This is a genomic window from Pedobacter sp. CG_S7, from assembly GCF_040544395.1.
GTDB lineage: Bacteria > Bacteroidota > Bacteroidia > Sphingobacteriales > Sphingobacteriaceae > Pedobacter.
In genome coordinates this window covers 1-25,597 of the sequence record NZ_JBEONS010000012.1, presented here as the reverse complement: position 1 = coordinate 25,597, position 25,597 = coordinate 1, and the positions used below count along the sequence as shown (strand labels likewise).

The following is a 25,597-nucleotide window of genomic DNA, read 5'->3' as shown; positions in this document are numbered from 1 at the left end:
AACAATAAAATTATGCTCAACTTGCTATCTTTGCAATACTATGGCCAAAAATAACAGCGACGAACAATTCAAAAATGTAATATCCCATGCTAAAGAATATGGTTTTGTATTTCAAAGCAGCGAAATTTATGATGGACTAAGTGCCGTATACGATTATGGGCAATTGGGTGCAGAATTAAAAAACAACATTAAAACATACTGGTGGAAGGCCATGGTACAAATGCATGAAAATATTGTAGGTATTGATTCTGCAATTTTTATGCATCCTAAAGTATGGAAAGCGAGCGGACATATAGATGGTTTTAATGATCCTATGATTGATAACAAGGATTCTAAAAAACGCTACCGTGCCGACCAGATCATTGAAGATAAAATTACCCGTTACGAGAAAGACGGTAAAACAGATAAAGCGGCACAATTACAGACCGACATGGACAATGCTTTAAAAGCTGAAGACCTGCACCGCTTAAAAGCGCTCATCGAAGAACATGACATTGTTTGTCCGGTGAGTGGCACTAAAAACTGGACCGATGTGCGCCAGTTTAACCTGATGTTCAGCACACAATTTGGTGCTATGGCAGAGGGTTCTGATGAAGTTTACCTTCGTCCGGAAACTGCACAGGGTATTTTTGTGAACTTCTTAAATGTCCAAAAATCGGGAAGAATGAAAATCCCTTTTGGAATTGCTCAAATTGGTAAAGCCTTTAGAAATGAAGTAATTGCCCGCCAATTTATCATGCGCATGCGCGAGTTTGAACAAATGGAAATGCAATTCTTTGTGCGCCCGGGTGAAGACCAGAAATGGTTTGCCTATTGGAAGGAAGCACGTCTAAAATGGCACATGGCCTTGGGTACTTCGGCTGATAAATATCGTTTTCATGACCATGTTAAACTTGCCCATTACGCCAATGCTGCAACAGATATTGAATTTGAATTCCCTTTTGGCTTTAAAGAAGTGGAAGGTATTCATAGCCGTACAGATTTCGATTTAACGCAGCACCAGGAATTTTCTGGTAAAAAAATGCAGTATTTCGATAACGACTTAAATGAAGAGGGTAAGCCTTTTGGAAATTACGTGCCTTACGTGATTGAAACTTCCATCGGCTTAGACCGCATGTTCTTATTAACCATGATTAATGCTTATGAGGAACAGGATTTAAGCGAAGGTGATAAAAAAGATAGCAGAATAGTGTTACGCCTACACCCTGCCCTTGCACCCTATAAAGCGGCAATTTTACCGTTAACTAAAAAAGATGGTTTGCCAGATAAGGCTAAAGAAATTATGGAAGCGTTGAAATATGATTTCAATATCACCTACGAAGAAAAAGATTCTATCGGCAAACGCTACCGCAGACATGATGCCATAGGTACACCATTCTGTATCACTATTGACCACCAAACGTTAGAAGATGATACGGTTACTATCCGCCACCGCGATACCATGGAGCAGCAACGTGTGGAAATTAAGGAACTTGATTTCTTGATTTCTAGTAAAGTAAGCTGGAAAAATTTATTAAAGTAAAAAAAAATTGGATAAAATATAATGCCCTCAAATAGTGTGTGCACTTTTTGAGGGCATTAGAAGCTTTTGGTAACCACACTTCAGACTTTTCAAAATTCAAGATATTCCTTGCAAAACATTAACAGCAAAGCCAATGTTAAACATAATATTGATGAAAATAATAACTCAAGATAATACACCTTGATGCTAAAAAGCCTAATCAAACGTTTAAGATAATATGAGATCGATCTTCGTTCTACTTTTATTCTCTGCTTTGTTTTTTGTGCCCAAACAAGGTGCTGCAGCGACAAAGAAAACTTACATTTCAGAAAATGAAAAGTGGAGCAACAGGGAGCTTGACTTAGCCAATACGGCAAAAAACACCGACTATTTAAGCTTAGAGGAGCAGCAGATTATATTTTACATGAACCTGATTCGCATGGATGGGGTAAAGTTTTTCAACACCTATTTTAAAGCTTTTGTAAAAGACCATAACCAGCGCATGAAACAATACAGTAATTACAATGAGCTGAAAATTAATGTTTACGATCGTTATTATAGGGGATTAGAAGTAGACCTTAAAAAGGTAAAGAACTTAATTCTTTTCTACCCAGATGAAACTTTGACTTATGTTGCTTTGCAACATGGAAAAGAGATGAACAAAAGAAATACGGCAGGTCACAAATCTTATGATGGCCGTAGTCCGCAAGATAGGATGGAAAAATATTATCCCAACAGGGCTATGGCTGAAAACCTTGCCTTTGGTTTTTCACAAGGATTAGCTAATGTATGTATGCTTTTATTAGACAAAGGAGTGCCTGACCTTGGGCACCGAAAAAACATACTCAATACTAAAGGCTTAAATATTGTTGGGGTAAGCATTCAACCCCATCCAGCGTATAAATACTCAGCGACGATAGATTTTGTTGGCATTCCAAATCTAAAAAATTAACTTCGCCCAAAGTTTAACCATGCGCAAAGCCCTATTAAAGCTTATAGATTTTTTTTACCCCCCATTTTCAACTTTATTATCCCTGCACACTTTCAGGTATATTGCTTCTGGTGGTACTACTGCAGCAACTGGTATAGTGGTGTATTTCATAGCCTACAACCTCATTTTAGAGCAAAATGATGTACATGTAGGATCTTTACTCATCACCGCACCAATTGCAGCATTAGGCATCGAGTCTTTCATAACATTCCTTATTGGCTTTATCCTCAATAAATACCTTGTCTTTACACAATCCAATTTAAAAGGCAGGATACAATTGTTCCGTTATGGCTCTGTAGTGCTTACCAATATCTTATTAAATTATGCTTTTCTAAAAGTACTTATTGAGGCATTCAATTTTTATCCTACTATAGCTAAAATTATTACAACTGCAATTCTCGCCTTGTTTAGTTATTTTTCACAAAAACACTTCTCCTTTAAAGTAAAAATTTAGGCAGATATCTTTTTGTTAAGTTTCATTTGTAACAGTGCTATTTTCTCTTGAATTTCTATTAGCCAATTGCTGGATATTTCCAGTTCTTGCAATGTAGCCTCAATAGCCTCATTGGTTTCCTGGTGGTTAGGATTTCCATAATCCAGCACAACGCTTTTACGAACTTTATAAATATTTGCCAGCATACATAAATGCTCTAAATTGAGCACACGGTTGCCATTTTCTATTTTAATGTATTCTTTTAGGTTTATACCTAACATATTGGCCACTGTGATTCTATCATAAGAGTGACTTTCTCTAATCAATTGCAGAGATTCTGCTAATTCGCTGGTATTACTTAAGCTTTTCATGAAGGTCTATTAATTTACTTTGTTCTGAAATAATTAATTGATGGCATTGACGAAGTTTCTCTTGGGCTTTACTATAACGCTCCTCCAAATATATTGCTTCTGGATCATCATTATCTAATAAGGCATCACATTCTACCTTTAACGCATCTGCAATTTCTTGCAAGCGTGGCATACTTAATACATAAGCACCTTTCTCCATTTTGGTATAAGTGTTCGTGTTAACATTGATGATGCTGGCCAGGTTACCCCTTCCAAGCCCTCTTTTCATCCTCAAGGTGGCAATTTTTAATAGAATTGTTTTCATGGTTAATCAGTTTTATTCGTGGTTGTTTAATAGAAATTATTATCAATATTCTGAGTAACCAAAGTATATAAATTATTTTACAAAAGAAAATAATTTATATTAAGGAATATTAATTTTATTCGACCCTTAAAACCCCCTATTTAAAGTCATAAAAGCAATACTATTGCATTTGCACTAAAAATTATTTGTTTAACTTTACATAATCAGGTCTAATTTCAGGATATAAAAAAGTGAAATAATGAACAATTTTAATGACTTTAACAATTCTCAGGTTGCAAAACTGCCTAGACATTTAAGACAGTTTATTGTAGACCAACATTATGAAAAATATACACCTGTCGACCAGGCTGTTTGGCGATATGTAATGAGACAGAATTACAGTTATTTAAAGCAGGTAGCCTATTATCCTTACATTAAGGGTTTACAAAGTGCCGGCTTAAGTATTGAGCATATTCCTGATCTGCAAACCATGAATGATAACCTAGGTAAATTGGGTTGGGGTGCCGTTACTGTGGATGGTTTTATCCCTCCTGCGGCGTTCATGGAATACCAGGCCTACAGGGTATTGGTGATTGCTGCAGATATCAGACAAATTAACCATATTGAATATACCCCAGCGCCAGACATTATTCATGAATCAGCAGGGCATGCACCTATAATTGCTGATCCAGATTACAACAACTACCTCAGCTATATTGGTACTATTGGTGCAAAAGCAATGTTTTCTGCTCAAGATTTTGAACTGTATGAAGCCATTCGAAACCTATCCATTTTAAAAGAGGCTGTGGCGGTGAACGAGGTAGAAATTGAAAAGACCGAAATCCTGTTACGTAAACTTGCGGATAATCTCGGTGAGCCCTCAGAGATGGCTTTATTAAGCCGTTTACATTGGTGGACTGTGGAATATGGATTAATTGGCAGCCTTGAAGATCCAAAAATATATGGCGCAGGATTGCTGTCTTCTATTGGTGAAAGTGCCAGCTGCAGGAATCAGGAGGTTAAGAAAATTCCTTACACCATTGACACCATTAATTATAATTATGATATCACTAAACCGCAACCCTATCTTTTTGTGACCGAAACTTTCCAAAACTTAATTGATGTATTGGAACAATTTGCAGACACCATGGCCTTTAGACGTGGTGGTGCTGAAAGTATAAAAAAAGCCATTGCCTGTAAAAATGTTGCAACGGCTGTTTATAGCTCTGGCTTACAGGTTTCAGGATTATATACAAATATGATTGTGGCTACTCCAGGTGACTTGAATTTCATAAAAACTAAGAGTGGTACAGCTTTGGCATTTGCCAATAAACAACTGGAAGGCCATAGTAAATTTTATCATAAGGATGGCTTTTCCTCGCCAGTTGGCAAATTAAAAGGTATGGATATGCCATTGGAAAATCTTAGTATCGAAGAATTAAAAGCTTTAGGTATAGCTGTTGATGAAAAGGCCGATTTTACTTTTGAAAGCGGAATCCACGTGCAAGGACTTGTAACATCCATATTGCAACGAGAAGGTAAAAACATTTTAATTGTTTTGGAAGAAGCTACAATGAAGGAAAGCGCTGGAAATGTATTGTTCCAACCTGAATGGGGCACCTATGACATGGCCATTGGAGAAAAAATTGTCTCCGTTTTTAATGGTGCTGCAGATAAAGACGCCTTTGAAGAAATTACTTATATCAGCCCTAAGCAAACACAAAAAATTATTTATAGCAATGCAATGGAAGAGCTCCATGAAATCTATGCAAAAGTACGTGCAATCAGGGAGCAGGAAAGCATGGAAGAAGAGCTACCTGCACTGTTTGAATTCCTTAAAAAAGACCATCCAACCGATTGGCTCTCTGCATTGGAAATCCTAGAAATTACTTACCATAGAAAATTGTTTCCAGATTTAGAAATGCAGCTCCGCGCTTATTTATTGTACAAATCAGAACATGTACCTGAACTCAAAAAGTTAATCACAGATGGATTATACGTCATTGAAAACCCAGTTAATCAATTAATTACAGAATAATAAGAGACCATATAAATGAATATTATACTTACCGGTGCCAGTAGTGGCGTAGGCTTTGAAGCCGCTTTAGAATTTGCTTTAACAACAGGAAATAAAATTGTTTGCATTGCCCGCTCTGCTGATAAACTTAGAAAACTTTTAGAAATTGCCAAAGGTATTAATCCGGATTGCACCTTATTGCCTGTTGAGTTTGACATTGTCAACGATGATTATGCTGCCTTAACACCATTTTTAGAAACCCAATTAGGCCGTGTAGATATCTTAATCAATAATGCCGGGGTATTAATTAACAAAGCTTTTATGGACACCACTGCGCAGGATTTTGTTGATATTTTGCAAACTAATGTAGTGGGCCACGTAAATATGATACAAAATGTATTGCCCCTAATGCACCGTGGGGCACATATTCTAAATATTGGTAGCATGGGTGGTTTTCAGGGTAGTGTAAAATTCCCTGGTTTAGCTGCTTATTCTTCAAGTAAAGCCGCATTACACGCTTTAACGGAGTGCCTTGCTTTTGAACTTGCCGATAAAGGGATTAAAGTAAACTGCCTTGCTTTGGGTTCAGCACAAACAGAAATGCTGGAAAAGGCTTTCCCAGGATACCAATCGCCGGTAATGGCATTTGAGATGGGAAAATATATCGCTGATTTTGCCCGGACTGGCCATCAATTTTTCAACGGTAAGGTACTGCCTGTAGCAGTAACCACCCCTTAGAAAAATCAGGTTGTTTTTTTATATCTTTAGCCCTGTATGAAAAAAAATCTTACTTTTTTTTTAGTGTTCTTATTCGCTTTACCAGGAAAATCACAGAGTAATATTCCGCTGAAATTTCAGGGCACAATACAAAAGCCGGCGCTTGAATTACCAGCACAGCAACCCGGTATTGCACTGATCAAGTTTGCTAAAACGCTGATCGGCATCCCCTACCGCTATGCTTCCAGCAACCTGGAAAAGGGTTTTAATTGCTCGGGCTTCTTAATCCTAAAATACGTTCCACAGGGCAGGTAAACTGAAATGAATTGCTATTACAAAAGCAGCTTCATGAAAGCGGTGAGTATCATTTAGCTTTCCAATAATACAACTTTTAGGGCTTCGGCTACTTTGCCCTGCTGCAAGAACTGCTTTGCAAGTTCATGTAATTCGCGCTGTCGGTTATTGGCATCGCCGATTGTGGCATCTAATACTTCTTTAACTTCAGCATCATTGCGGATCTCTTCTATCTCTTCTGGATCTGGTAAATGTTCTATATTGCCCAGCATCCCAAGGTCATTTCCTGTAAGTACAAAAGAATTCCTTACACCCTGAGGCAATGCATCTACTCCTATCCCTAATGTGGTTAAGGGTTTAGCTACTTTGAAAAGGTTTTCTGCTGTGACGCGGCAGTACCAGTCGCCGCCTAAACGTGCTACCAAATCTATTTTTGCCTGATCTATTTTTCCAGTTTCATCGAGAATCTCTTCTTTGATGTGTATCAGCTTAATTTCTGCAAGTACCAGGTTTCCCGCTCCAGGATGCTCACCCAAATGGATTACTTCTTTCACAATACATTCCATTTGCACTGGTGCCTCGGCTACCCGGGGTGGTTTAACCAATTTGGAGGCCAGCATGGTAAACCCAGATTTTTCAAATTCGTTGACCCCTTTGGCGTATTCTGTACTAGCCAGACTGCACTGTTGCACCATAGCATAGTTCACGATATTGATGACACACTCTTTGACTGCCAAAACATTCTCAAGGGAATGTTTTGTGGTATTATCGCGCACACGCCGTGCTGGTGAAAATATGACCAGTGGTGGATTGGTGCTGAACATGTTAAAAAAACTAAAAGGACTTAAATTTATATTGCCCCCTTTATCTATAGTGCTGGCGAAACAAATTGGTCGCGGCGCAATAGCGTACTGCAGGTAGTTTTGCAATTGCGCCGGACTAAGATCAGAAGTTTTTAAAGTCAGCATTATTTTTTGATTGCCAATATAGAAAAATCAGATTCTGCTTTCGTAATGATGTTAATTAAGTTACCCAGGCCCGTAATTTCCATTTCTACTTCATCACCATCCTTTAACCATTGCGGTTTATAATTTGGATCATTAAGTAATCCTGTACCGTTTAATTCTAAGAAACAACCTGTTCCAACAGTACCTGAACCAATTACATCACCGGGTAAAACATCCACCCCATAAGCACAACGCTCAATAATTTCTGCGAAAGTCCAATCCATATCAGCTACGTTACCTGTAGAAACTTCTACACCATTCACTGTACAGGTCATTTTTAAATTATAGGCATTACCGTTATGTCCAGGTTTTGCAGTAGTTTTATATTGGGCTAATTCATCAGGAGTAACCAACCAGGGGCCAATTGTAGTTGAGAAATCTTTTCCCTTAGCTGGCCCTAAATTGAGCACCATTTCTTCCATCTGTAAAGTACGTGCACTTATGTCGTTCATGATCATGAAACCTGCAATGTAATCATCAGCTTCGGCCACAGTAAAGTTGCGTCCTTTTTTACCGATTACCGCAGCTATTTCAAGCTCAAAATCAAGTTTCTGAAAGTGATCTGGCATACACACAATTTCTCCGGGGCCTTGAATAGCATTGTGGTTAGTAAAATAAAATATCGGAAATTGATCAAATTCTGGAATCATGTCTACCTTGCGGTTGCGACGAGCTGCAGCGACATGCTGTCGGAAAGCATAGCCATCGCGACATGAAGATGGGTGAGGCACCGGGGCGAGAAGTTCAAAAAAAACTTCCATTTTAGGCTCAATTACTCTTGATTTAATCTGGGCATCAATTTTCTTTGCCCTTTCCATCAATACATCGCCACCTTTCAAAAATGCATTCATATCATCTGGCAATTGTTTGTCGCAAGAATTTAAATTATAAATATGCCCATTTACGAAAACACCTAGGTGCTCTGTTTCTTCCGTCTTATAAGATACTAATTTCATAATTTTAATTTTTTTAAGTGCATGCAAGTATCAGTTTTTGACCCTGCTCTTCATACAATAATAAGGTTTATATAATAAAAGCTAGAAAAAACTAACCCAAACCAGGTTAAAAAAAAACAACATCTTAAACTGAAATATTTTACTTGTTAGGATGAAGATAAATTCGTTACTTGCATATAACAAAGTATGACAAGAAAACCTATAACCTATCAGAAACAACTCTCCAGTCAAATACTGGAAGCTTTTAGATATGCTATGCTTTCGAAAATCATTTTTGCGCAATATTCCTTTTAAGCCGTTTCCCAACGCAAGTTAATAAAAACGTTTTCACGCTTTTATCGTTACCTAATTACTATAAGTTAACCAAATACCTAACGCTATGCCAATATACCATACATTAGGATCAATTCCTCCAAAACGTCATACCGTTTTCCGTAAACCTGATGGAAAACTTTATGCAGAAGAACTGGTCTCTACCGAAGGTTTCTCCAGTCTCTACTCCCTGGTTTATCATTGCCACCCTCCAACCATGGTTAAATCTTTTGGCGAACCCTATTCGGTTGCTCCTAAAATAGCTAGAGAAAAACATTTGCGCCACACCAGTTTAATTGGTTTTAACATAAAACCTGAAGATGACTACCTGCAAAGCAGAAAAGCAGTACTAGTTAACAGTGATCTGCATATTTCACTGGCAGCTCCACGAAAGTCAATGACAACTTATTTCTACAAAAACAGCCAGGCTGATGAGGTTATTTTTATTCATGAAGGCAGTGGCACCTTAAAAACAGGGTATGGAAAAATCAAGTTTGAATATGGCGATTATTTAATTGTGCCTAGGGGCACAATTTACCAATTGGAATTTAATGACAAAAACAACCGCCTGTTTATTGTGGAAAGCTTTAGCCCCATCAGGAGTCCAAAACGCTACCGCAATGAATATGGCCAATTGATGGAACATTCTCCCTATTGTGAACGAGATATTAAGCGCCCCACAGCCCTGGAAACCATTGATGAATATGGTGATTTCAAGGTTTTGATAAAAAAACAAGACATCATTTATCCTTATACCTATGCCACCCATCCTTTTGATTTTGTGGGCTGGGATGGCTTTCACTATCCATGGGCATTTTCAATTCATGATTTTGAACCCATTACCGGACGTTTACATCAACCTCCACCTGTACACCAGACTTTTGAAGGACATAATTTTGTGATCTGCTCATTTGTACCACGGAAATATGATTACCACCCTTTAGCTATTCCAGCACCTTATAACCATAGTAATGTAGATAGTGATGAAGTACTTTATTACGTAGCTGGGGATTTTATGAGCCGGAAAAGTGTAGAAAAAGGACAAATTACTTTGCATCCGGGAGGCATTCCCCATGGCCCACACCCGGGTACTGTGGAAAAATCAATTGGAAAAGAAATGACCGATGAACTTGCAGTCATGATTGATCCTTTCCGTCCATTGATGCTAACCGAAGAGGCCTTATCCATTGAGGATGAAAACTATCATAAAAGCTGGCAGGTCAATATTGAATAAAAACTGAGCATAAACTAACTAACTCCATTATTAAATAAAAAAACAATGTCAACACAAACATTCGCAGAAAAGATCTCCATGGCGCAGGATTTTCTGCCAATTAACGGTACTGATTTTATTGAATTTTATGTGGGTAACGCAAAACAAGCGGCACATTATTATAAAACGGCTTTTGGCTTTCAGTCATTAGCTTATGCTGGCCCAGAAACCGGGGTGCGCGAAAAGGCTTCCTATGTATTAAAGCAAGGTAAGATACGGTTGATATTGACTACCGCCTTAAAATCAGACAATGAAATTGCTGAACACGTTAAATTACATGGCGACGGTATAAAAGTATTGGCTTTATGGGTTGATGATGCCTATAGTGCTTTTGAGGAAACTACAAAACGTGGCGCTAAACCTTATATGGAACCCGTTACGCAGACAGATGAGTTTGGTGAAGTTCGTCTATCAGGCATTTACACTTACGGAGAAACCGTTCACCTATTTGTGGAACGAAAAAACTACAACGGTGTGTTTTTACCAGGATATAAAGAATGGAAAAGTGATTATAATCCTTCCGACACTGGCTTAATGTATATCGACCATTGTGTAGGGAACGTAGGATGGAACCGTATGAACGAAACGGTGAAATGGTATGAAGAGGTAATGGGGTTTGTGAATATCCTAAGTTTTGACGACAAACAGATCAATACAGAATATTCTGCATTGATGAGTAAGGTAATGAGTAATGGCAATGGTTTTTCTAAATTCCCAATCAATGAACCTGCAGAAGGAAAAAAGAAATCGCAGATTGAAGAGTATTTAGAGTTTTATGAAGGTGAAGGAGTGCAACATGTGGCTTTGGCAACCAGCGATATTATAAAAGCGGTAACAGAACTAAAATCCCGGGGAGTAGAATTTTTAAGTCCACCGCCAGAAGCTTATTATAACATGATGCCTGATCGTGTAGGACATATTGATGAAGAAACTGAAAAAATAAAAGCTTTGGGAATCCTTGTTGATTGTGACGAAGAGGGCTATCTATTGCAGATTTTCACCAAACCTGTGGAAGACCGTCCAACTTTATTTTTTGAAATCATACAAAGAAAAGGGGCGCAATCTTTTGGAGCAGGAAATTTCAAAGCACTATTTGAATCGCTGGAAAGAGAACAAGAATTAAGGGGAAATTTATAGTCCTTTGTTTTATTACCGCTTTGCTGTAATGAATAAAGCATATACTCCTTATCTCGCAAATAATAACTATTTTCGGTCTTTAAAAAGTCAACATAAGGGATGTTTGAAAATTTATTACTTGAAGCAAAGCGATTTATTGTACATTTTAACCTGGCATTTAAGTTGTTCCAAAAGAATGACCCTTTACGTTTAGCCGGTGCCACCGCTTTTTTCGCCAATTTCGCATTACCTCCTATTCTATTGATATTAATCAGGATTTTTGGTTCTTTTATGGATAGGAAAGTTTTTGCAAATCGTCTTTTTGAAAGGTTATCAGGTTTATTTGATGACCCTACTACAACACAGGTTAGAGAAACATTAACAAATATTAGGGGGCTTGATCAACACTGGTACGCAACACTAATTAGTTTTGTGTTTTTTCTATTTGTAGGGACCACACTTTTTAGTGTTATCAAAAGTTCAATGGATCAGATCTGGTCTATTGGAATTAAAGAACATGCCACCTTCTTTTTTAAATTAAAATTGAGAGGCCGGGCCTTAGTTGTGATTGTACTTGCAGGTATTTTATTTTTTGTGGGCTTAATGACAGATAGCATTCAAGCAATAATAGGTTCTTACATCAACCCAACAGCTCCTTTATTTGGTAAATTTTTTCTAACGGTATTAAATCAGGTATTATTTATTTCTATAGTTACAATTTGGTTCACAGTTTTGTTCAGGTTTTTAACAAACGGAAGACCTACCTGGAGAAATGCCATCCTTGGAGGTATACTAACAGGTATATTATTTACCTTGGGGAAATACATACTTAGAATTATGCTTCCACTCAGTAACATTGGAAACATTTATGGTGCCTCCGGATCAATTGTACTGATCATGTTATTTGTGTTCTACTCTTCTTTTATTTTTTACTTTGGTGCTTGTTTTGTAAAAATACTAAGTGATGCACATCAAACACCAATACGTCCTATAAAAGGTGCATTCACTTATGTGATTAAAGAAGTGAATTAATATGCTTATAAACTAATTCTTTCCTAAACATGCATTTCATACACGGTGATTTGATTGGGTAAGCTGTTTCCATTTAAATTCTAGCACAAAAAAAAGGGTAAACAGTGAATGTTTACCCTTTTATATAATTTGTTAAAAACTAATGTTTCTAGAACAATTTCAATGCCAATCCTAAAGTAAATAGATTCAACTTTGTATCCGGATTGTTATTAACCTTAGACAATCCTTTTTCATACCTTAAGTCCAGGCCTAATTGACCAAAATCTAATCCGGCACCAAATTGCCATGCAATATTTTGTCCTTTAAAGTCAAGCCTTGAAACATTTCCAACAGCATCACCAAATTTCTGCTCATCATCAAGAACAAAAGAAAATACAGGTCCCGTATTTAAGCGCAATCCTATTCCTGCTGCACCAATTTTTGTTCCAATTAAAACCGGAACATCCAGACTTGTAAACCTAATATTATTCTCAATATCATTCTGAACAATCTTTGCATTTTTACCAGACAAGTATAATTCAGGTTGTAAATGAATGCCTGCCGCACCAAAACGTGTCCATACACCGACATAATAACCAGCGCGGTTATCACTGCTAAATGTATTATCAGTCGTTAATTTTGAGAGGTTAGCCCCCCCTTTTACACCAAATTGAACACTTGGCATCAACTGACTGAATGCTACTCCGCTCAATAACATCAGAAATGCAGATAAAAATATTTTTTTCATAAAATTTAGATTAATAAACATTAAAATAGGAATGATTTATAATTGTAAAAATAAACTTATTTTGATCCAATCTCAGGATATATTTTATTGAGCTGCGTTATTTATAGTTTGTTGATCTTTAAGGGAATCAACATTATTTTTATCACCAAAGTTTTGCGTCTTATCTGCAAAATATTGTAAAATACTTACAATGGTATCTAAATTATCTGATACACGTTGGTGCATATCTGGCAAATCTTTTTCTAGTCTTTTATCACCCAACTCCATATTATCAACCTCTATTTTACCTATTTTTTGAATAATGGCTTGTTGAGAATGTTGTAAATCATCTAATTCTCTAACAATCTTTTCCATCAATTCAAACTTCTTTAAAGTATTCATATGCTTAGTTTTTTAAATTCAACTTTTAAACTATAATCTATACTACCAATTACCCGGCCAAGTTGTTTTTACTTTTTATAATTTGGGCTAAAATCAATCTTTCTTGGAATAATCAATAATAACTAATAATTTAGTTTAAGATAAGCAGCTAACAACAAAGTATGGATTCGATAAAAAAGCTCTTTTTACTATTGATAATAGGCATTGCTCCATTCACTGTACATGCCCAGGAAAATGATAAACATATAGTGGAACCAGACAATAGTCTGCTATTGGAATATTACCAAACTCAACATTATGAAGACGCAGCAAAATACTTGCAGCAGTTTTACAATGAAGATTCACAAGACGTAAAAATACTTTCTCAACTTGGTTATGCTAACCTGATGGCCGGTATGTTGCCAGAGGCAGAAAACATATACCTTAAATTATATGCACAGCAACCTTTAAACTTACCTGTATTGTTTAACCTGGCTACCATTCAAGAAAAAAGAGGTAATGAACAAAAAGCAAAATCTTTTTATATGGAGATTATAGCGCTAGACAGCAACAACTTTAATGCTTACAAGCAAGTGGCCAATCTAAGCAAAGAAAATACTATAGCAGAAAGAGTTAAGTATTTTAAAAAAGCTAATGAGCTTAATCCTAAGGAAGCAACTGTTATTGTTGACCTATGCAAGATTTATTTTAAAATGAACCTCTATAATCAGGCAAGTGAAATATTAGAACCAGCTTTAAAAGCTGACTCTGCCAACAGACAATTGCTGAAAACAAAAATCCCTATTAGCATAGCTGCTAAAAAATACAATGAGGCCATTCAAACTGGACAAAAACTTTTAAGCTATGGAGACAGTTCTATTTTTGTAATGAGCAGCTTAGCTAAGAATTATTTTTCAGTTCTTGATTATAGAAACGCACTGACTTATTTTCTAAAGGTCAAAGATAAATCCGTAGCTAATGAAACTCTATTTTATAATATTGCTTTGACTTACCGAGGATTAAAAGATTATAAAAATGCAAACCTATATTTAAACAATGCCATCAAAGAAGGGATTTCTGCAAAAACAGCATCCTATTATGGTTTACTGGGCGATTCTTTTGAAAACATCAATAAGAATGAAGATGCTATCAGCGCCTATAGAAGAGGGCTGCTTTTTGAAAACAACGGTAGTCTTTACTACAATATAGCACTGGTATATGAAAATAAGCTTAATGATAAAAAGAACGCTATTGCTAACTATAATTTATATTTAAAAAATTTCAAGGAGATAGATAAAAGTCCAAAACTAGCCATTTTTATCAAAAACAAAATTGAAGATCTAAAAAGATAACCTACCTGACCATCAGGCGGGCTACATATTTCCCAATGATATCAAACTCAAGGTTTACGGAATCTCCCACATTTACCTCATGAAGGTTAGTATGCGTAAATGTATAAGGGATAATAAACACCGAAAACTCGTTCAAACCAGCATTAACTATTGTTAAACTAATTCCATTTACACAGGCAGAACCCTTTTCAACAGTTACATTACCTACCGTAGCATCGTATTTGAACCGGTATTCCCAACTACCATCCAATTGCTCTCTTTTAATACAAACGGCAGTTTGATCAACATGACCTTGCACAATATGTCCGTCTAAACGACCATTCATTTGCATGCAGCGTTCCAGATTGATTTGGCTACCCAAAACCAGGTTATCTAAATTAGATTTCCCAAGTGTTTCCTGTATTGCAGTAACGGTATGAGTAGCATTGTTAACATTAACCACTGTTAGGCAAACACCATTATGGGCAACACTTTGATCTATTTTTAATTCGTGGCTAATAGCAGACTGTATAGTAAAATGAACATTAGTACCCTCTGTTTTCTTTTTTATTACTTGTCCTAAAGTTTCTATAATACCTGTAAACATATATTTATAATTGTATTCTGTTTTTTCTCCATTGATTGCTTTGAGTTGCAATTACTGGTGGCTGACTAGCGATTGTTGATTTGTTTTTTAAAGCCACAACGGCTGAAATGGCGGCAATAAACGCTTCATCCTCAGCATTACTTTTAAGGCTGTCGGCATTGAAATATTCACTTACAAAGTGAGTATCAAACTTACCCGAGGTAAAAACTTCATGCTGCATTACAAATTTACCAAAGCCGAGGGTGGTTTGTATGCCCGTAATGTCATATTCCTCTATAGCCCTAACCATGCGGGCAATTGCCTCTTCACGATCTTTACCGAAGGTAATCAATTTAGCAATCATCGGATCATAATAAATAGGAATCTCCATACCTTCTTCAAAACCATCATCAACCCTAACCCCATTACCTTTTGGCGTCCGGTAGGTTTGAAGCGTTCCAATATCAGGCAAGAAATTATTTAAAGGATCTTCCGCATAAACCCTCAATTCTATGGCATGGCCATTAATTTTAAGATCTTCTTGTTTAAAAGATAACTTCTCGCCCCTGGCAATTTTAATTTGCTCTTTAACAAGATCTAACCCAGTAATGAACTCGGTAACCGGGTGCTCCACTTGCAGACGAGTATTCATTTCCAAAAAAAAGAAATCCAGGTTTTCATCTAAAATAAACTCTACCGTTCCTGCACCCACATAATTAACAGCACGCGCAACATCTACAGCACATTTACCCATTTGTTCTCTAATTGCTGCTGTTAACACGCAAGAAGGAGCTTCTTCAATAACTTTTTGGTGGCGCCGCTGTATAGAACACTCCCTTTCAAAAAGGTGAACAATGTTTCCATGCGTATCCCCTAATACCTGGATTTCTATATGCCTTGGTGAAGAAACATACCTTTCAATAAAAACAGACCCATCCCCAAAAGCAGAAGTAGCTTCACTTACTGCAAGCTGCATCTGTTCTTCAAAATCAGCTACGCTATTAACAACACGCATTCCTTTACCTCCACCACCTGCAGCAGCCTTTATTAAAATGGGGAAACCCACTTCAACAGCACGGCCTTTAGCCTCTTCCACATCTGTAATGGCTTCCTCAGTTCCCGGCACCATTGGAATATTATACTTTAAAGCCGCAGCCTTAGCAGATAACTTATTACCCATAATTTCCATTGCTTCAGGTGTTGGGCCAATTAAAATTAAGCCTGCGGCCTTAACCATTTTAGCAAAGGCTGCATTCTCCGACAAGAAACCATATCCGGGATGAATAGCTTCTGCACCTGTTTTTTTACAAGCGGCAATGATATTTTCGCCAACAAGGTAACTCTGACTGGATGGCGCCGGACCTATGCAAATAGCTTCATCAGCATAACGAACATGCAATGCTTCACGATCAGCTTCAGAAAAAACCGCCACTGTTTTAATTCCCATTTCCTTGGCCGAGCGCATGATACGCAAGGCAATTTCACCTCTGTTAGCTATTAAGATCTTTTTCATGTATTAAGAAAAGGTTTATGATGGCTGCAAATGTATCAGGATTTCAATGGCCTGATCAATCATTTCTGAAGAAATATCCAAATGCGTCACAAATCTAATGGTTTTCGGACTAGTGGTGTTGCATAAAAGGCCTTTTTTGCGTAAAGATTCCACAATATGCGCTGCACTAAATTCAGCAGCCACCTCAAAAATTAAAATATTAGTTTCAACAGGCATTACTGCTTTTACATAATTTAACGTTTCCAATACCTGTCCCAGCACTTTTGCATGGTGGTGGTCCTCTGCCAATCTTTCCACATGATGATCCAGGGCATAAATACCTGCTGCCGCTAAAAAACCAGATTGCCGCATTCCCCCACCAAATACTTTTCTAATTTTCGTTGCTTTTTGAATAGTTTCTTTTGAACCCAATAACACAGAACCTACCGGTGCACCTAAGCCTTTAGACAAACAAATTGAAATGCCATCAAAATATTTTCCATAAGCTGCAGCCTTATCTCCTGTCGCTACCAAAGCATTAAATAACCTTGCTCCATCAAGGTGAAGTTTTAAACCTTTTATATTACATAAGGTATGAACAGGCGCAATTTGATCGAGGGTATAACAAGCACCACCACCCTTATTTACAGTATTTTCTAAAACGACTAGGCTAGTATGAGGATAATGAATATTTTCATCATTGATCTCCACCTCTATCATTTCTGCAGTTAAAACACCTCTGGGTGCATTCAATAACCTAACAGAAGACAAAGAGTGATAAGCAATGCCGCCTCCCTCATACCGGTAAACATGAGCAGTCTGATCACAAATAACCTCATCCATAGGCTGGGTAAAGCATTTAATAGCGATTTGATTTGTCATCGTACCAGAGGGACAAAACAATCCAGCCTCCATATGAAACATAGCTGCAACCTTATTTTCTAGCGCATCAACAGTGGGATCCTCCCCAAAAACATCATCGCCAATTTTTGCACTCCACATGGCATCCATCATTCCCGCAGTTGGTCTGGTTACTGTGTCACTTCTTAAATCTATATTCATATATTAATTTTGAGTTACCTTCTATACAAATATTGGTTTTTTATTAATTAAACTCCGACAATTACTTAAATTAATGCAAAAAAAATGACTGGCACTCCTCACTATTACGATTATGAAATAACCGGCTAAAAGACAGTTTTAAGCTGTATTTTTAACATTATTTCCTTTTTAAACAACCTAAATCCCTTGTTTAAAAAATGTGATATCACCATAAATAAACCTGTAAAATTTGTAAATTAGAATAACAAATGTAATTTAGGCTTAGTGTTTATTTAACAATAACCTATTTCAAAGGTTGAATTGATAAAAAAACATTAGATTTTAAGGTTTATGAATCAATAAAAAAAGCGTTAAAACAGACCCAATTCCAATAAAACGAAAGACTAAATAAACCAAGACAAATTATACTTTACTAAATTAAATTATGAAAAAAAACAACACAAAAGCATTAGGAATAATTACATTTATCCCGAAAAAACAAAATTAAGATGATAGTTATTGCAGATGGTGGTTCAACCAAAACCAATTGGTGTTTAATTAATGAAGCCGGTAGAAAGATTCATTTTAATACAGAAGGATACAATCCTTATTTTTCCGATTCCAACTATATTGTAGAATCCTTGAGGAAGACGTTACCAGATCATATAGAATCAGATAAACTTTTAGAAGTTTATTATTATGGCGCTGGTTGCTCAACCGATACCAATAAAAAAATTGTGGGAGATGCAATGCAACAAATTTTCCCAAACGCAAAAATAAATATAGGGCATGACCTTTTAGCTTCGTGCCGTGCACTTTTGGGCGACGAACCTGGTTTTGCCGCCATTTTAGGAACAGGAACCAATAGCTGTCTTTATGACGGAACCGATATTACCCTCAATATTGATTCATTAGGTTATTTCCTGGGTGATGAAGGTAGTGGCTGTTTTATAGGTAAACGTATTTTAAGCGATTACATGAAAGGCTTTATGCCTAAAGGCTTAAGAGAAAGTTTCTATGACAATTTTGCTTTAACCAACGACGATATTTTTGATAACATTTACAATAAACCCTTGCCAAACCGTTTTTGCGCAAGCTTTAGTAAATTTTTATACGACTATAAGGAAACTTACGAAGATTATACCTTCTCTACAATTGAATATGCATTTACAGCATTTTTCGACAACCTTGTAGTACACTATCCAAATTACAAAAAATACACCTTAAATGTTGTAGGTTCAGTTGGCTATAGTTACAGAGATATATTAAGTGTTGTAGCGGACCGTTACGAAATGGGCGTTGGTAAGCTAATTCGCTCTCCTATAGACGATTTAGTAGATTATCACCTTAGCAAATCAAGAAAATAAGCTAAATACTTTTCATAAAAAAACCGGAAGAATCGATCTTCCGGTTTTTTTATGTCTTATGGGTTTTAAAAAGAGATCTCTTTACCAAATAATTTTGCATACTTCCTTCTGTCAAATTTATAAAGCATGGCTGCACGGAACGACACCCCTTTTTGTTTCTCATCTAACTCTTTCAACACACCAAAACTTAGCATCTTTTTCCTGAAGTTTCTTTTATCTAATTTCTTACCTAAAATCAGTTCATAAACATTTTGCAATTGAGTTAGTGTAAACTTCTCTGGCAATAATTCAAAAGCAATTGGCTGATGTTTAATTCTGCGTTTGATCTTTTCCAGTCCTTTTTCAAAAATCATCTGGTGATCAAAAGCTAACCTAGGAAGGTCGTTAACATTCTTCCAAAAAGCTTTTTTAGCATAACTGCTGATAGGTTTTACTGCTTTGTCGCCGCCAAGGCGTAATAAAGCATAATATGCAATACTGATTACCCTACCCTGTGGATGTCGGTTTACATCACCAAAGGTGTAAAACTGCTCCATAAAAATATCACCAAGACCCGTGAGTTCTTTTAATATCCTTGAAGCAGATTGATCCAGACTCTCATCCGAGTCAACAATATTCCCAGGCAATGCACTCCAATCCTTAAAAGGTTCTTCATTTCTTTCAATTAGGAGAATTTTTAATTCACCTTCATCAAATCCAAAAACAACACAATCAATAGAGAACGTTGAGTTAAACTGTGGTAGGACTTCTTTCAAACCGTTAAATTTTTAAATATAGAAGCAAAAAAACACGCTTATTGCAATATTACATAAAAAAAACACAATTAAATTACTTAGTGTAACAAATACACACTATATTCGTAATATAAATGAAGCCAAATATAAAAAATATAGCTGTACTTACCTCCGGAGGAGACGCCCCGGGAATGAATGCTTGCATTAGAGCAGTTGTTCGGACGGGCATCTACAATGGTATAAATATGTTTGGAGTTAGACAGGGCTACCAGGGATTAATAAACGATAATATTATTCCAATGGATGCACGCTCTGTAAGTAACATCATCCATTTGGGAGGTACAATACTAAAAACTGCCCGTTGTTTAGAATTTAAGACGGAAGAAGGCATGGAAACAGCCTATAAAAATTTAAAAGCCCGTGACATCGATGGCTTAATTGTAATTGGTGGTGATGGTACTTTTACTGGTGCCCGCAATTTCTCCAACAAATACGACGTCAAAGTAATCGGTATTCCTGGAACGATAGACAATGATCTATATGGTTCAGATTTTACTTTAGGTTATGATACGGCCATTAACACCGTTATTGAGGCCATTGATAAAATAAGAGATACTGCAGATTCACATGACAGGTTGTTTTTTATTGAAGTAATGGGCCGTGACTCTGGTTGTATTGCCTTAAGAAGTGCGGTTGCAAGTGGTGCAGAAGCGGTATTATTACCAGAACGCCACACCAGTACTGATGAACTTGTTGCCCAATTAACTATAGGTGCCCGCACAAAAAAATCATCAAGTATTGTAATTGTTTCTGAAGGCCATAAAGCTGGCGGTGCTTATGATATTGCCAAACAAGTAAAAGAAAGGTTTAATCATTATGACACAAAAGTAACTATTTTAGGTCACCTGCAACGTGGGGGCAGCCCGAGTAGCTTTGACCGTATTTTAGGTAGTCGCCTGGGTTTTGCTGCTGTTAACGAACTGTTAAAAGGTAGTACCCGCCAAATGGTTGGCTTACGTGGCAATGAAATAAAAACTACTAACATTGAAGATGCCCTTAGAAACCACAACTTCAAATTGGAAAGTGACCTGTTAGAAATGACAAAAGTTTTATCCATTTAACTATTATATATGATAGCGGTAGTATACAGCGGTTCAAAAACTGCATTCTGGAAAATAGCAAACGATGGGAAAACCATTGCAGAATGTAGTATGCCCGGTATAAACCCTTATTTTAATGATCAAAAAGCTATCTTGCAATTATTGCATAAGAAAATCGTTTTGATCAATAATGCAGAAAGCATCAAAAAAATGTATGTTTTTGCTGCAGGTGCAAGTACACCAGCAAAAAGAGATGAATTGACTAAAACACTTTCCTTGTTTTTCAAGAATTCAAAGATCTATGTAAAAGATGATCTATATGGAGCTGCTGTTTCAGCTTGTTTTACCGACAGTGGTGTTGTTTGCATTTTAGGCAGTGGTGCACATTGCGCCTATTTTGATGGCAAAAACATGGAAGATAATAATTTTGGACTTGGATTTATACTTGGCGACGAGGGTTCTTCAAATTACTTGGGCAAAAAGCTTTTATCGAGCTATTTAACTGAAAAACTGCCAGAGGATTTACGTGTACTACTGGAAGCAAAATACACCCTAGACAGAGCCTCAATTTTGGAAAGAGTGTATAAAAAACCATTAGCACAACAGTACCTAAGTTCATTTTTCGACTTCTTTATCGAAAATAGAGACCATAATTATATACAGAAATGTGTGGATGATGCGTTTGAAACGTATATAAAAATATATTTACTGCCAACATTAAAAATACATCCAGGGAAAGAAATACATTTCGTTGGTATAGTAGCCGGGCACTTTCAAGACAGGTTACGTGCCATTGTAAAAAAACACGGATTTGAAATTACTACCATAACTAAAGAACCTATATATAATTTACTTAACTACTATTCAAATTAATAATATGAGCAAAATTGGAATAAACGGCTTTGGCCGTATTGGCAGACTCGTTTTTAGAGCTGCATTAAAAAAAGGTTTAGATATTGTTGCTATAAATGACCTAGTTGAGCCAGATTATATGGCTTACATGTTAAAATATGATTCTACCCATGGTCGTTTCGACGGAACTATTGAAGTAGTAAACGGGCATTTGGTTGTTAACGGAAAAACTATCCGCATTACTGCAGAAAGAGACCCTGCAAATTTGAAATGGGATGAAGTTGGCGTGGAACTTGTTATAGAATCAACAGGATTATTTTTAACTGAAGCGGATGCTTCAAAACATTTAACTGCAGGCGCTAAGAAAGTTGTTCTTTCAGCTCCGGCTAAAGATGATTCTATCCCTACTTATGTAATGGGTGTAAATCATGATCAATTGACTGCAGATCAAAAAATTGTTTCTAATGCATCATGTACAACCAACTGTTTAGCACCAATCGCTAAAGTGTTGAATGATAATTTTGGAATAGTTGAAGGTCTAATGAGTACAGTGCATGCTGTTACTGCAACTCAGAAAACTGTTGATGGACCGTCTGCAAAAGACTGGAGAGGTGGCCGTGGTGGTTTCTCTAACATCATTCCTTCCGCTACAGGAGCTGCTAAGGCAGTAACGAAAGTTATTCCTGCGTTGAAAGGTAAATTAACAGGCATGGCTTTCCGCGTACCGGTTGCTGATGTTTCAGTTGTAGATTTAACTGTACGCTTAGAGAAAGCGGCAACATATGAAGAAATTAAAAAAGCCATGAAAGATGCCTCCGAAGGGTATTTGAAAGGCGTGTTAGGATATACAGAAGATGAAGTTGTTTCTTCTGACTTTATCGGGGATGATCGTGCATCTATTTTTGATGCCAATGCAGGTATTGCATTGAATGATAACTTCGTAAAAGTTGTTTCCTGGTATGATAACGAATGGGGCTATTCATCAGCTTTAGTGAAATTCGTAGAATACTATGGAAATTTAAAGTAAAACCCGTTCATACAGGTTTATATTTGGTTAGAAAAGGGATGTGCGTGGATGCGGCATCCCTTTCTTGTTTAATAACCTCTCCTCTTAGCTTCCTCCCTTACTTCCACCACTTTTAACATCATCATTACTGATACTTCTCTTATTCTTTTTTATAGAATCTTTCAATTTTCCAAAGCGCCAATTTAAGCTCGCATTAAATGAACGATGGTAATTTTGTGAAGAGTATCGCTGTGTAAAGTTAGGACCTTCGGTAAAAGTGGTGTAATACCTGTATTTAGTAAATGGGTTATTGATTCCTGCAGAAAGCGTCAGTTTATCTTTAACAAGCTCCTTGCTACCACTAAAAGAAATGAAATTATAAGAACTTGACTTGCCTTGCAATAATACCTCAGCAGCATAATAGCTAAAACTCGCATTAGCGCGCCAGCCATGTTCAAACTTATAACCCGTATTCATGTAGCCATTACCAGTTAATCCATCATTTTTAGTCATCAATCCATTTATGGTACCTTCAATTCTTTTATAACCCAGGTTTCCGTTGAGGCTCATATTCCATTTACTGGTTATCGGATAATTGACGTTTAAATTCATGTTCACCGTTTTATCTCTCCCTACATTTAAAAAAGTAGAATAAGTAATTTTATCTGCATCATTGTAAACAGAAACACGTTGCACTGTGTTATTGGCGAAATTATAGCTTAAACCAATATTAACAGAGCCTTTTTTAAACTTACTGTAGCCTAGCTCGAAGTTGTTACTCAGTACCGCTTTAAGATTTGGATTTCCTGTTGATTGGAAATTAGGAACAGAACGGTCTACGAAAGGATTAAGGTTATCAATTCCTGGTCTTTGTATCCTTTGTGTATAACCAAAATTCAAGCTACTGCTATTTTTAAATTTCCGGTTAGCTGAAAAAGTGGGGATAATACTGAAATAATCAGTATTAACATTAGAACCAGTACTAATGAAATCTGCATTAACAAATGTACCTTCAACACGTGCGCCTAATTTAAACCCCCAGTCTTTTAAATTGATTGCATAAGAATTATAAATGCCAATAATATCCTGGTTATTAACATATTTATTAGTGCGTAAAGGATCTAAGATGTAGTCTCCTACTGCTTCGTCAAAATTCTTGTATTCAAAATTACTGTTGTTATCTCTTAAAATTCCTTTTAAACCACCTTCTATATTCAACTTTTTTATTGGATGGATATAATCTAGTTGTATGGTTTGTTCTCTCGAACGACTGTCATTTGTCTGGGTATAATTGGCTTCATTAAAATTAACCCTATTGCTAAAATTAAGTTTATTCACTTGCGGATTATTGGAATTACTGTATTTATAAGAAAAAGTCAACAAGCGTTCCTTATTACTTTTAAAACCTAACTGGTAATTCAAGGTGGCATCCATACCTCCCCAATCATACCGGTTTTTGCCTAACAAATCATAAGCTATATTCTGGTTGCCATCAACCATTCTTGATTCCTCATGTGTGGTCGATTTATTATATCCTCCATAAGGGTTCAATTCTGCAGTGATTAAATTCAAGGTATCGATTTCATAACTCATTTCTGTACCACCATAGCGGTAGTTATTATCGAATTCACGGGATCCAATATTCGATAAAGTGGTGGGGTTATCCCCACTAGTTGTTCTATTATTTGTGTTTACAGTTGCTGGAGAACTGTAAAACCCCGTCCCTCCATAAGCTGTTATCCCAAACTTCTGTTGCTTTAAGGTAAGGAAACCTCCTAATCCTGGTCCGCCAACAGGCCCCTGTTCTCTTAAATTTAAACTAGCATTATAGCCGTTGTCTATTTTTTTTGAAGTAATGATATTGATAAGGCCTGCTAAACCTTCGCTATCATATTTAGATGGTGGTGTTGTTATTACTTCTATTTTTTGAATGGAAGATGCTGGTATACTTCGCAAAACATCTTTCGGACTACGGGCAACCATATTTGAGGGCTTCCCATTGATCAAAATCTTATAATTTCAGCTACCTTTAAGTTTGATATTATCATCAGCATCTAATGATAAAAGCGGCACTTTTCGCATCATATCCAAAACCGTTAAAACTTTGCTCTCAGGGTCAGCTTGTATGTCATAACTTATCCTGTCTACTTCTTGCTTAATAATGGGCCGGTCACCACTAATAGATACCTCTTTCAAATTATTGACCTGAGTAGCAACAATGATATTCCCTAAATCAGCATCATTTTTTTCAAAAGTAATATCTACCGCTACATTTTTAGCATTATAGCCTATAGCAATCGCAGTTACCATGTATTTTCCAGGTGCTAATTTATCAAATCTGAAAACACCGTTAGATTTGGTCACCATAGTTTTGATGACCACATTATCCAATTTGAGCGCAATTGTCATATAGTCTACGGCATTTTTTGTAGCCGAATCTATTGCAATACCTTTGATGGATCCCGAAGTATTTGTAGTAATGGTTGCAGCATCTTGGGCATAGGCTGGTTTGCTCACTATGTTTAATAGTGAAAACAAAAAGATAATCAAGACAAAAAATAGCTTCATTAAATAACGTTTAAGTTTATATATTCTACCTCCAAAGTAACTACTCAGGTACCTCTATGATGAAGCAATAGTCAAGAAAGCATTTAAGATGGCCTGCTCATTTTTCTTGCAGGTGTCGGTAATAGAACGC

At 36.6% G+C, this 25,597-nt stretch carries 26 protein-coding genes; 14 read left to right on the top strand and 12 right to left on the bottom strand.

The window, feature by feature from the left end; genetic code table 11:
* The first annotated feature begins 40 nt into the window (after nt 1-40).
* The 3 genes from AAKU52_RS08505 (at nt 41) to AAKU52_RS08495 (ending at nt 2,946) form a co-directional block, all read left to right on the top strand.
* The gene (locus AAKU52_RS08505) at nt 41-1,522 is read left to right on the top strand and encodes a glycine--tRNA ligase (protein WP_354332292.1); all 1,482 of its coding nucleotides are present in this window, start codon (nt 41-43) and stop codon (nt 1,520-1,522) included.
* 217 nt (nt 1,523-1,739) lie between these two features.
* Nucleotides 1,740-2,453, top strand: coding sequence for a CAP domain-containing protein (locus AAKU52_RS08500; RefSeq protein ID WP_354332290.1), 714 nt, complete (start codon nt 1,740-1,742; stop codon nt 2,451-2,453).
* Between the two features lie 19 nt (nt 2,454-2,472).
* The gene (locus tag AAKU52_RS08495) at nt 2,473-2,946 is read left to right on the top strand and encodes a GtrA family protein (RefSeq protein WP_354332288.1); all 474 of its coding nucleotides are present in this window, start codon (nt 2,473-2,475) and stop codon (nt 2,944-2,946) included.
* Here the strand turns inward: AAKU52_RS08495 and AAKU52_RS08490 are convergent.
* Both AAKU52_RS08490 and AAKU52_RS08485 read right to left on the bottom strand, forming a co-directional pair.
* Nucleotides 2,943-3,296, bottom strand: a complete 354-nt coding sequence (locus AAKU52_RS08490) for a hypothetical protein (protein ID WP_354332286.1) — start codon at nt 3,294-3,296, stop codon at nt 2,943-2,945. The two genes, AAKU52_RS08495 and AAKU52_RS08490, sit on opposite strands and share 4 nt — an antisense overlap.
* Nucleotides 3,280-3,600, bottom strand: coding sequence for a helix-turn-helix domain-containing protein (locus tag AAKU52_RS08485; RefSeq protein WP_354332283.1), 321 nt, complete (start codon nt 3,598-3,600; stop codon nt 3,280-3,282). Before AAKU52_RS08485 ends, AAKU52_RS08490 begins: the two co-directional genes overlap by 17 nt.
* A gap of 238 nt (nt 3,601-3,838) precedes the next feature.
* On the opposite strand from AAKU52_RS08485, the gene AAKU52_RS08480 reads away from it, so the two are divergent.
* The 3 genes from AAKU52_RS08480 to AAKU52_RS08470 are packed head-to-tail and all read left to right on the top strand — an operon-like array spanning nt 3,839 to nt 6,628.
* The gene (locus tag AAKU52_RS08480) at nt 3,839-5,617 is read left to right on the top strand and encodes an aromatic amino acid hydroxylase (protein WP_354332281.1); all 1,779 of its coding nucleotides are present in this window, start codon (nt 3,839-3,841) and stop codon (nt 5,615-5,617) included.
* A 15-nt stretch (nt 5,618-5,632) separates the two neighbouring features.
* Nucleotides 5,633-6,334 (top strand): SDR family NAD(P)-dependent oxidoreductase, encoded by a 702-nt coding sequence (locus tag AAKU52_RS08475; RefSeq protein WP_354332279.1) that lies wholly within the window; start codon nt 5,633-5,635, stop codon nt 6,332-6,334.
* A 36-nt stretch (nt 6,335-6,370) separates the two neighbouring features.
* On the top strand, nt 6,371-6,628 hold the full coding sequence (locus AAKU52_RS08470; RefSeq protein ID WP_354332277.1) for a hypothetical protein: 258 nt from the start codon (nt 6,371-6,373) through the stop codon (nt 6,626-6,628).
* A 53-nt stretch (nt 6,629-6,681) separates the two neighbouring features.
* On the opposite strand, the gene AAKU52_RS08465 is transcribed toward AAKU52_RS08470, so the two are convergent.
* Together AAKU52_RS08465 and AAKU52_RS08460 are read right to left on the bottom strand one after the other, a co-directional pair.
* Nucleotides 6,682-7,575 (bottom strand): flavin reductase family protein, encoded by an 894-nt coding sequence (locus AAKU52_RS08465; RefSeq protein ID WP_354332275.1) that lies wholly within the window; start codon nt 7,573-7,575, stop codon nt 6,682-6,684.
* Nucleotides 7,575-8,570, bottom strand: a complete 996-nt coding sequence (locus tag AAKU52_RS08460) for a fumarylacetoacetate hydrolase family protein (protein WP_354332273.1) — start codon at nt 8,568-8,570, stop codon at nt 7,575-7,577. The genes AAKU52_RS08465 and AAKU52_RS08460 overlap by 1 nt, the downstream gene beginning before the upstream one ends.
* Before the next feature lie 379 nt (nt 8,571-8,949).
* Here AAKU52_RS08460 and AAKU52_RS08455 point away from each other — a divergent pair, with 379 nt between their 5' ends.
* The 3 genes from AAKU52_RS08455 to AAKU52_RS08445 all read left to right on the top strand — a co-directional run bounded on the left by AAKU52_RS08455 (nt 8,950) and on the right by AAKU52_RS08445 (nt 12,303).
* Entirely contained in the window at nt 8,950-10,116 is a 1,167-nt protein-coding gene (locus AAKU52_RS08455) for a homogentisate 1,2-dioxygenase (RefSeq protein ID WP_354332271.1), read from the top strand.
* Between the two features lie 45 nt (nt 10,117-10,161).
* Nucleotides 10,162-11,292, top strand: coding sequence for a 4-hydroxyphenylpyruvate dioxygenase (gene hppD, locus AAKU52_RS08450; protein ID WP_354332269.1), 1,131 nt, complete (start codon nt 10,162-10,164; stop codon nt 11,290-11,292).
* Between the two features lie 99 nt (nt 11,293-11,391).
* Nucleotides 11,392-12,303, top strand: coding sequence for a YihY/virulence factor BrkB family protein (locus AAKU52_RS08445; protein ID WP_354332267.1), 912 nt, complete (start codon nt 11,392-11,394; stop codon nt 12,301-12,303).
* A gap of 148 nt (nt 12,304-12,451) precedes the next feature.
* On the opposite strand, the gene AAKU52_RS08440 is transcribed toward AAKU52_RS08445, so the two are convergent.
* Together AAKU52_RS08440 and AAKU52_RS08435 are read right to left on the bottom strand one after the other, a co-directional pair.
* Entirely contained in the window at nt 12,452-13,030 is a 579-nt protein-coding gene (locus tag AAKU52_RS08440) for a porin family protein (RefSeq protein WP_354332265.1), read from the bottom strand.
* 84 nt (nt 13,031-13,114) lie between these two features.
* Nucleotides 13,115-13,411 (bottom strand): hypothetical protein, encoded by a 297-nt coding sequence (locus AAKU52_RS08435; RefSeq protein WP_354332263.1) that lies wholly within the window; start codon nt 13,409-13,411, stop codon nt 13,115-13,117.
* A 161-nt stretch (nt 13,412-13,572) separates the two neighbouring features.
* Here AAKU52_RS08435 and AAKU52_RS08430 point away from each other — a divergent pair, with 161 nt between their 5' ends.
* On the top strand, nt 13,573-14,742 hold the full coding sequence (locus AAKU52_RS08430) for a tetratricopeptide repeat protein (RefSeq protein ID WP_354332261.1): 1,170 nt from the start codon (nt 13,573-13,575) through the stop codon (nt 14,740-14,742).
* A gap of 1 nt (nt 14,743) precedes the next feature.
* On the opposite strand, the gene AAKU52_RS08425 is transcribed toward AAKU52_RS08430, so the two are convergent.
* From AAKU52_RS08425 to AAKU52_RS08415, 3 genes are read right to left on the bottom strand one after another with little or no spacing between them, the layout of a single operon-like run.
* Nucleotides 14,744-15,328 carry a riboflavin synthase gene (locus AAKU52_RS08425; RefSeq protein ID WP_354332259.1) on the bottom strand — a complete coding sequence of 195 codons (585 nt, stop codon included), beginning with the start codon at nt 15,326-15,328 and terminating at the stop codon, nt 14,744-14,746.
* 4 nt (nt 15,329-15,332) lie between these two features.
* The gene (gene accC, locus AAKU52_RS08420; protein WP_354332257.1) at nt 15,333-16,820 is read right to left on the bottom strand and encodes an acetyl-CoA carboxylase biotin carboxylase subunit; all 1,488 of its coding nucleotides are present in this window, start codon (nt 16,818-16,820) and stop codon (nt 15,333-15,335) included.
* A 15-nt stretch (nt 16,821-16,835) separates the two neighbouring features.
* Nucleotides 16,836-17,861 (bottom strand): threonine aldolase family protein, encoded by a 1,026-nt coding sequence (locus AAKU52_RS08415; RefSeq protein ID WP_354332255.1) that lies wholly within the window; start codon nt 17,859-17,861, stop codon nt 16,836-16,838.
* Nucleotides 17,862-18,349: 488 nt separating this feature from the next.
* Between AAKU52_RS08415 and AAKU52_RS08410 the strand changes: the two genes are divergently transcribed.
* Nucleotides 18,350-19,207 carry an N-acetylglucosamine kinase gene (locus AAKU52_RS08410; RefSeq protein ID WP_354332253.1) on the top strand — a complete coding sequence of 286 codons (858 nt, stop codon included), beginning with the start codon at nt 18,350-18,352 and terminating at the stop codon, nt 19,205-19,207.
* Between the two features lie 65 nt (nt 19,208-19,272).
* Here the strand turns inward: AAKU52_RS08410 and AAKU52_RS08405 are convergent, their stop codons facing one another.
* Nucleotides 19,273-19,962: an NUDIX hydrolase gene (locus tag AAKU52_RS08405; protein ID WP_354332251.1), complete on the bottom strand. Its 690-nt coding sequence runs from the start codon at nt 19,960-19,962 to the stop codon at nt 19,273-19,275.
* A 113-nt stretch (nt 19,963-20,075) separates the two neighbouring features.
* On the opposite strand from AAKU52_RS08405, the gene pfkA reads away from it, so the two are divergent.
* Genes pfkA through gap form a run of 3 tightly spaced genes read left to right on the top strand, consistent with a single transcriptional unit; the run spans nt 20,076 to nt 22,920 of the window.
* Entirely contained in the window at nt 20,076-21,062 is a 987-nt protein-coding gene (gene pfkA, locus AAKU52_RS08400) for a 6-phosphofructokinase (protein ID WP_354332249.1), read from the top strand.
* Between the two features lie 9 nt (nt 21,063-21,071).
* The gene (locus tag AAKU52_RS08395; RefSeq protein ID WP_354332246.1) at nt 21,072-21,914 is read left to right on the top strand and encodes a hypothetical protein; all 843 of its coding nucleotides are present in this window, start codon (nt 21,072-21,074) and stop codon (nt 21,912-21,914) included.
* Between the two features lie 4 nt (nt 21,915-21,918).
* Entirely contained in the window at nt 21,919-22,920 is a 1,002-nt protein-coding gene (gap, locus tag AAKU52_RS08390; protein WP_354332244.1) for a type I glyceraldehyde-3-phosphate dehydrogenase, read from the top strand.
* Between the two features lie 84 nt (nt 22,921-23,004).
* Here the strand turns inward: gap and AAKU52_RS08385 are convergent, their stop codons facing one another.
* Nucleotides 23,005-24,906, bottom strand: a complete 1,902-nt coding sequence (locus AAKU52_RS08385; RefSeq protein WP_354332242.1) for a TonB-dependent receptor domain-containing protein — start codon at nt 24,904-24,906, stop codon at nt 23,005-23,007.
* A gap of 12 nt (nt 24,907-24,918) precedes the next feature.
* Nucleotides 24,919-25,467, bottom strand: coding sequence for a carboxypeptidase-like regulatory domain-containing protein (locus AAKU52_RS08380; protein ID WP_354332240.1), 549 nt, complete (start codon nt 25,465-25,467; stop codon nt 24,919-24,921).
* Between the last annotated feature and the right edge of the window lie 130 nt (nt 25,468-25,597).

Bases quoted from the DNA above. Each gene is read 5' to 3' on its own strand.
- AAKU52_RS08505 (WP_354332292.1), top strand. From the start codon at position 41: ATGGCCAAAAATAACAGCGACGAACAATTCAAAAATGTAATATCCCAT.
- AAKU52_RS08500 (WP_354332290.1), top strand. From the start codon at position 1,740: ATGAGATCGATCTTCGTTCTACTTTTATTCTCTGCTTTGTTTTTTGTG.
- AAKU52_RS08495 (WP_354332288.1), top strand. From the start codon at position 2,473: ATGCGCAAAGCCCTATTAAAGCTTATAGATTTTTTTTACCCCCCATTT.
- AAKU52_RS08490 (WP_354332286.1), bottom strand. From the start codon at position 3,296: ATGAAAAGCTTAAGTAATACCAGCGAATTAGCAGAATCTCTGCAATTG.
- AAKU52_RS08485 (WP_354332283.1), bottom strand. From the start codon at position 3,600: ATGAAAACAATTCTATTAAAAATTGCCACCTTGAGGATGAAAAGAGGG.
- AAKU52_RS08480 (WP_354332281.1), top strand. From the start codon at position 3,839: ATGAACAATTTTAATGACTTTAACAATTCTCAGGTTGCAAAACTGCCT.
- AAKU52_RS08475 (WP_354332279.1), top strand. From the start codon at position 5,633: ATGAATATTATACTTACCGGTGCCAGTAGTGGCGTAGGCTTTGAAGCC.
- AAKU52_RS08470 (WP_354332277.1), top strand. From the start codon at position 6,371: ATGAAAAAAAATCTTACTTTTTTTTTAGTGTTCTTATTCGCTTTACCA.
- AAKU52_RS08465 (WP_354332275.1), bottom strand. From the start codon at position 7,575: ATGCTGACTTTAAAAACTTCTGATCTTAGTCCGGCGCAATTGCAAAAC.
- AAKU52_RS08460 (WP_354332273.1), bottom strand. From the start codon at position 8,570: ATGAAATTAGTATCTTATAAGACGGAAGAAACAGAGCACCTAGGTGTT.
- AAKU52_RS08455 (WP_354332271.1), top strand. From the start codon at position 8,950: ATGCCAATATACCATACATTAGGATCAATTCCTCCAAAACGTCATACC.
- hppD (WP_354332269.1), top strand. From the start codon at position 10,162: ATGTCAACACAAACATTCGCAGAAAAGATCTCCATGGCGCAGGATTTT.
- AAKU52_RS08445 (WP_354332267.1), top strand. From the start codon at position 11,392: ATGTTTGAAAATTTATTACTTGAAGCAAAGCGATTTATTGTACATTTT.
- AAKU52_RS08440 (WP_354332265.1), bottom strand. From the start codon at position 13,030: ATGAAAAAAATATTTTTATCTGCATTTCTGATGTTATTGAGCGGAGTA.
- AAKU52_RS08435 (WP_354332263.1), bottom strand. From the start codon at position 13,411: ATGAATACTTTAAAGAAGTTTGAATTGATGGAAAAGATTGTTAGAGAA.
- AAKU52_RS08430 (WP_354332261.1), top strand. From the start codon at position 13,573: ATGGATTCGATAAAAAAGCTCTTTTTACTATTGATAATAGGCATTGCT.
- AAKU52_RS08425 (WP_354332259.1), bottom strand. From the start codon at position 15,328: ATGTTTACAGGTATTATAGAAACTTTAGGACAAGTAATAAAAAAGAAA.
- accC (WP_354332257.1), bottom strand. From the start codon at position 16,820: ATGAAAAAGATCTTAATAGCTAACAGAGGTGAAATTGCCTTGCGTATC.
- AAKU52_RS08415 (WP_354332255.1), bottom strand. From the start codon at position 17,861: ATGAATATAGATTTAAGAAGTGACACAGTAACCAGACCAACTGCGGGA.
- AAKU52_RS08410 (WP_354332253.1), top strand. From the start codon at position 18,350: ATGATAGTTATTGCAGATGGTGGTTCAACCAAAACCAATTGGTGTTTA.
- pfkA (WP_354332249.1), top strand. From the start codon at position 20,076: ATGAAGCCAAATATAAAAAATATAGCTGTACTTACCTCCGGAGGAGAC.
- AAKU52_RS08395 (WP_354332246.1), top strand. From the start codon at position 21,072: ATGATAGCGGTAGTATACAGCGGTTCAAAAACTGCATTCTGGAAAATA.
- gap (WP_354332244.1), top strand. From the start codon at position 21,919: ATGAGCAAAATTGGAATAAACGGCTTTGGCCGTATTGGCAGACTCGTT.
- AAKU52_RS08380 (WP_354332240.1), bottom strand. From the start codon at position 25,467: ATGAAGCTATTTTTTGTCTTGATTATCTTTTTGTTTTCACTATTAAAC.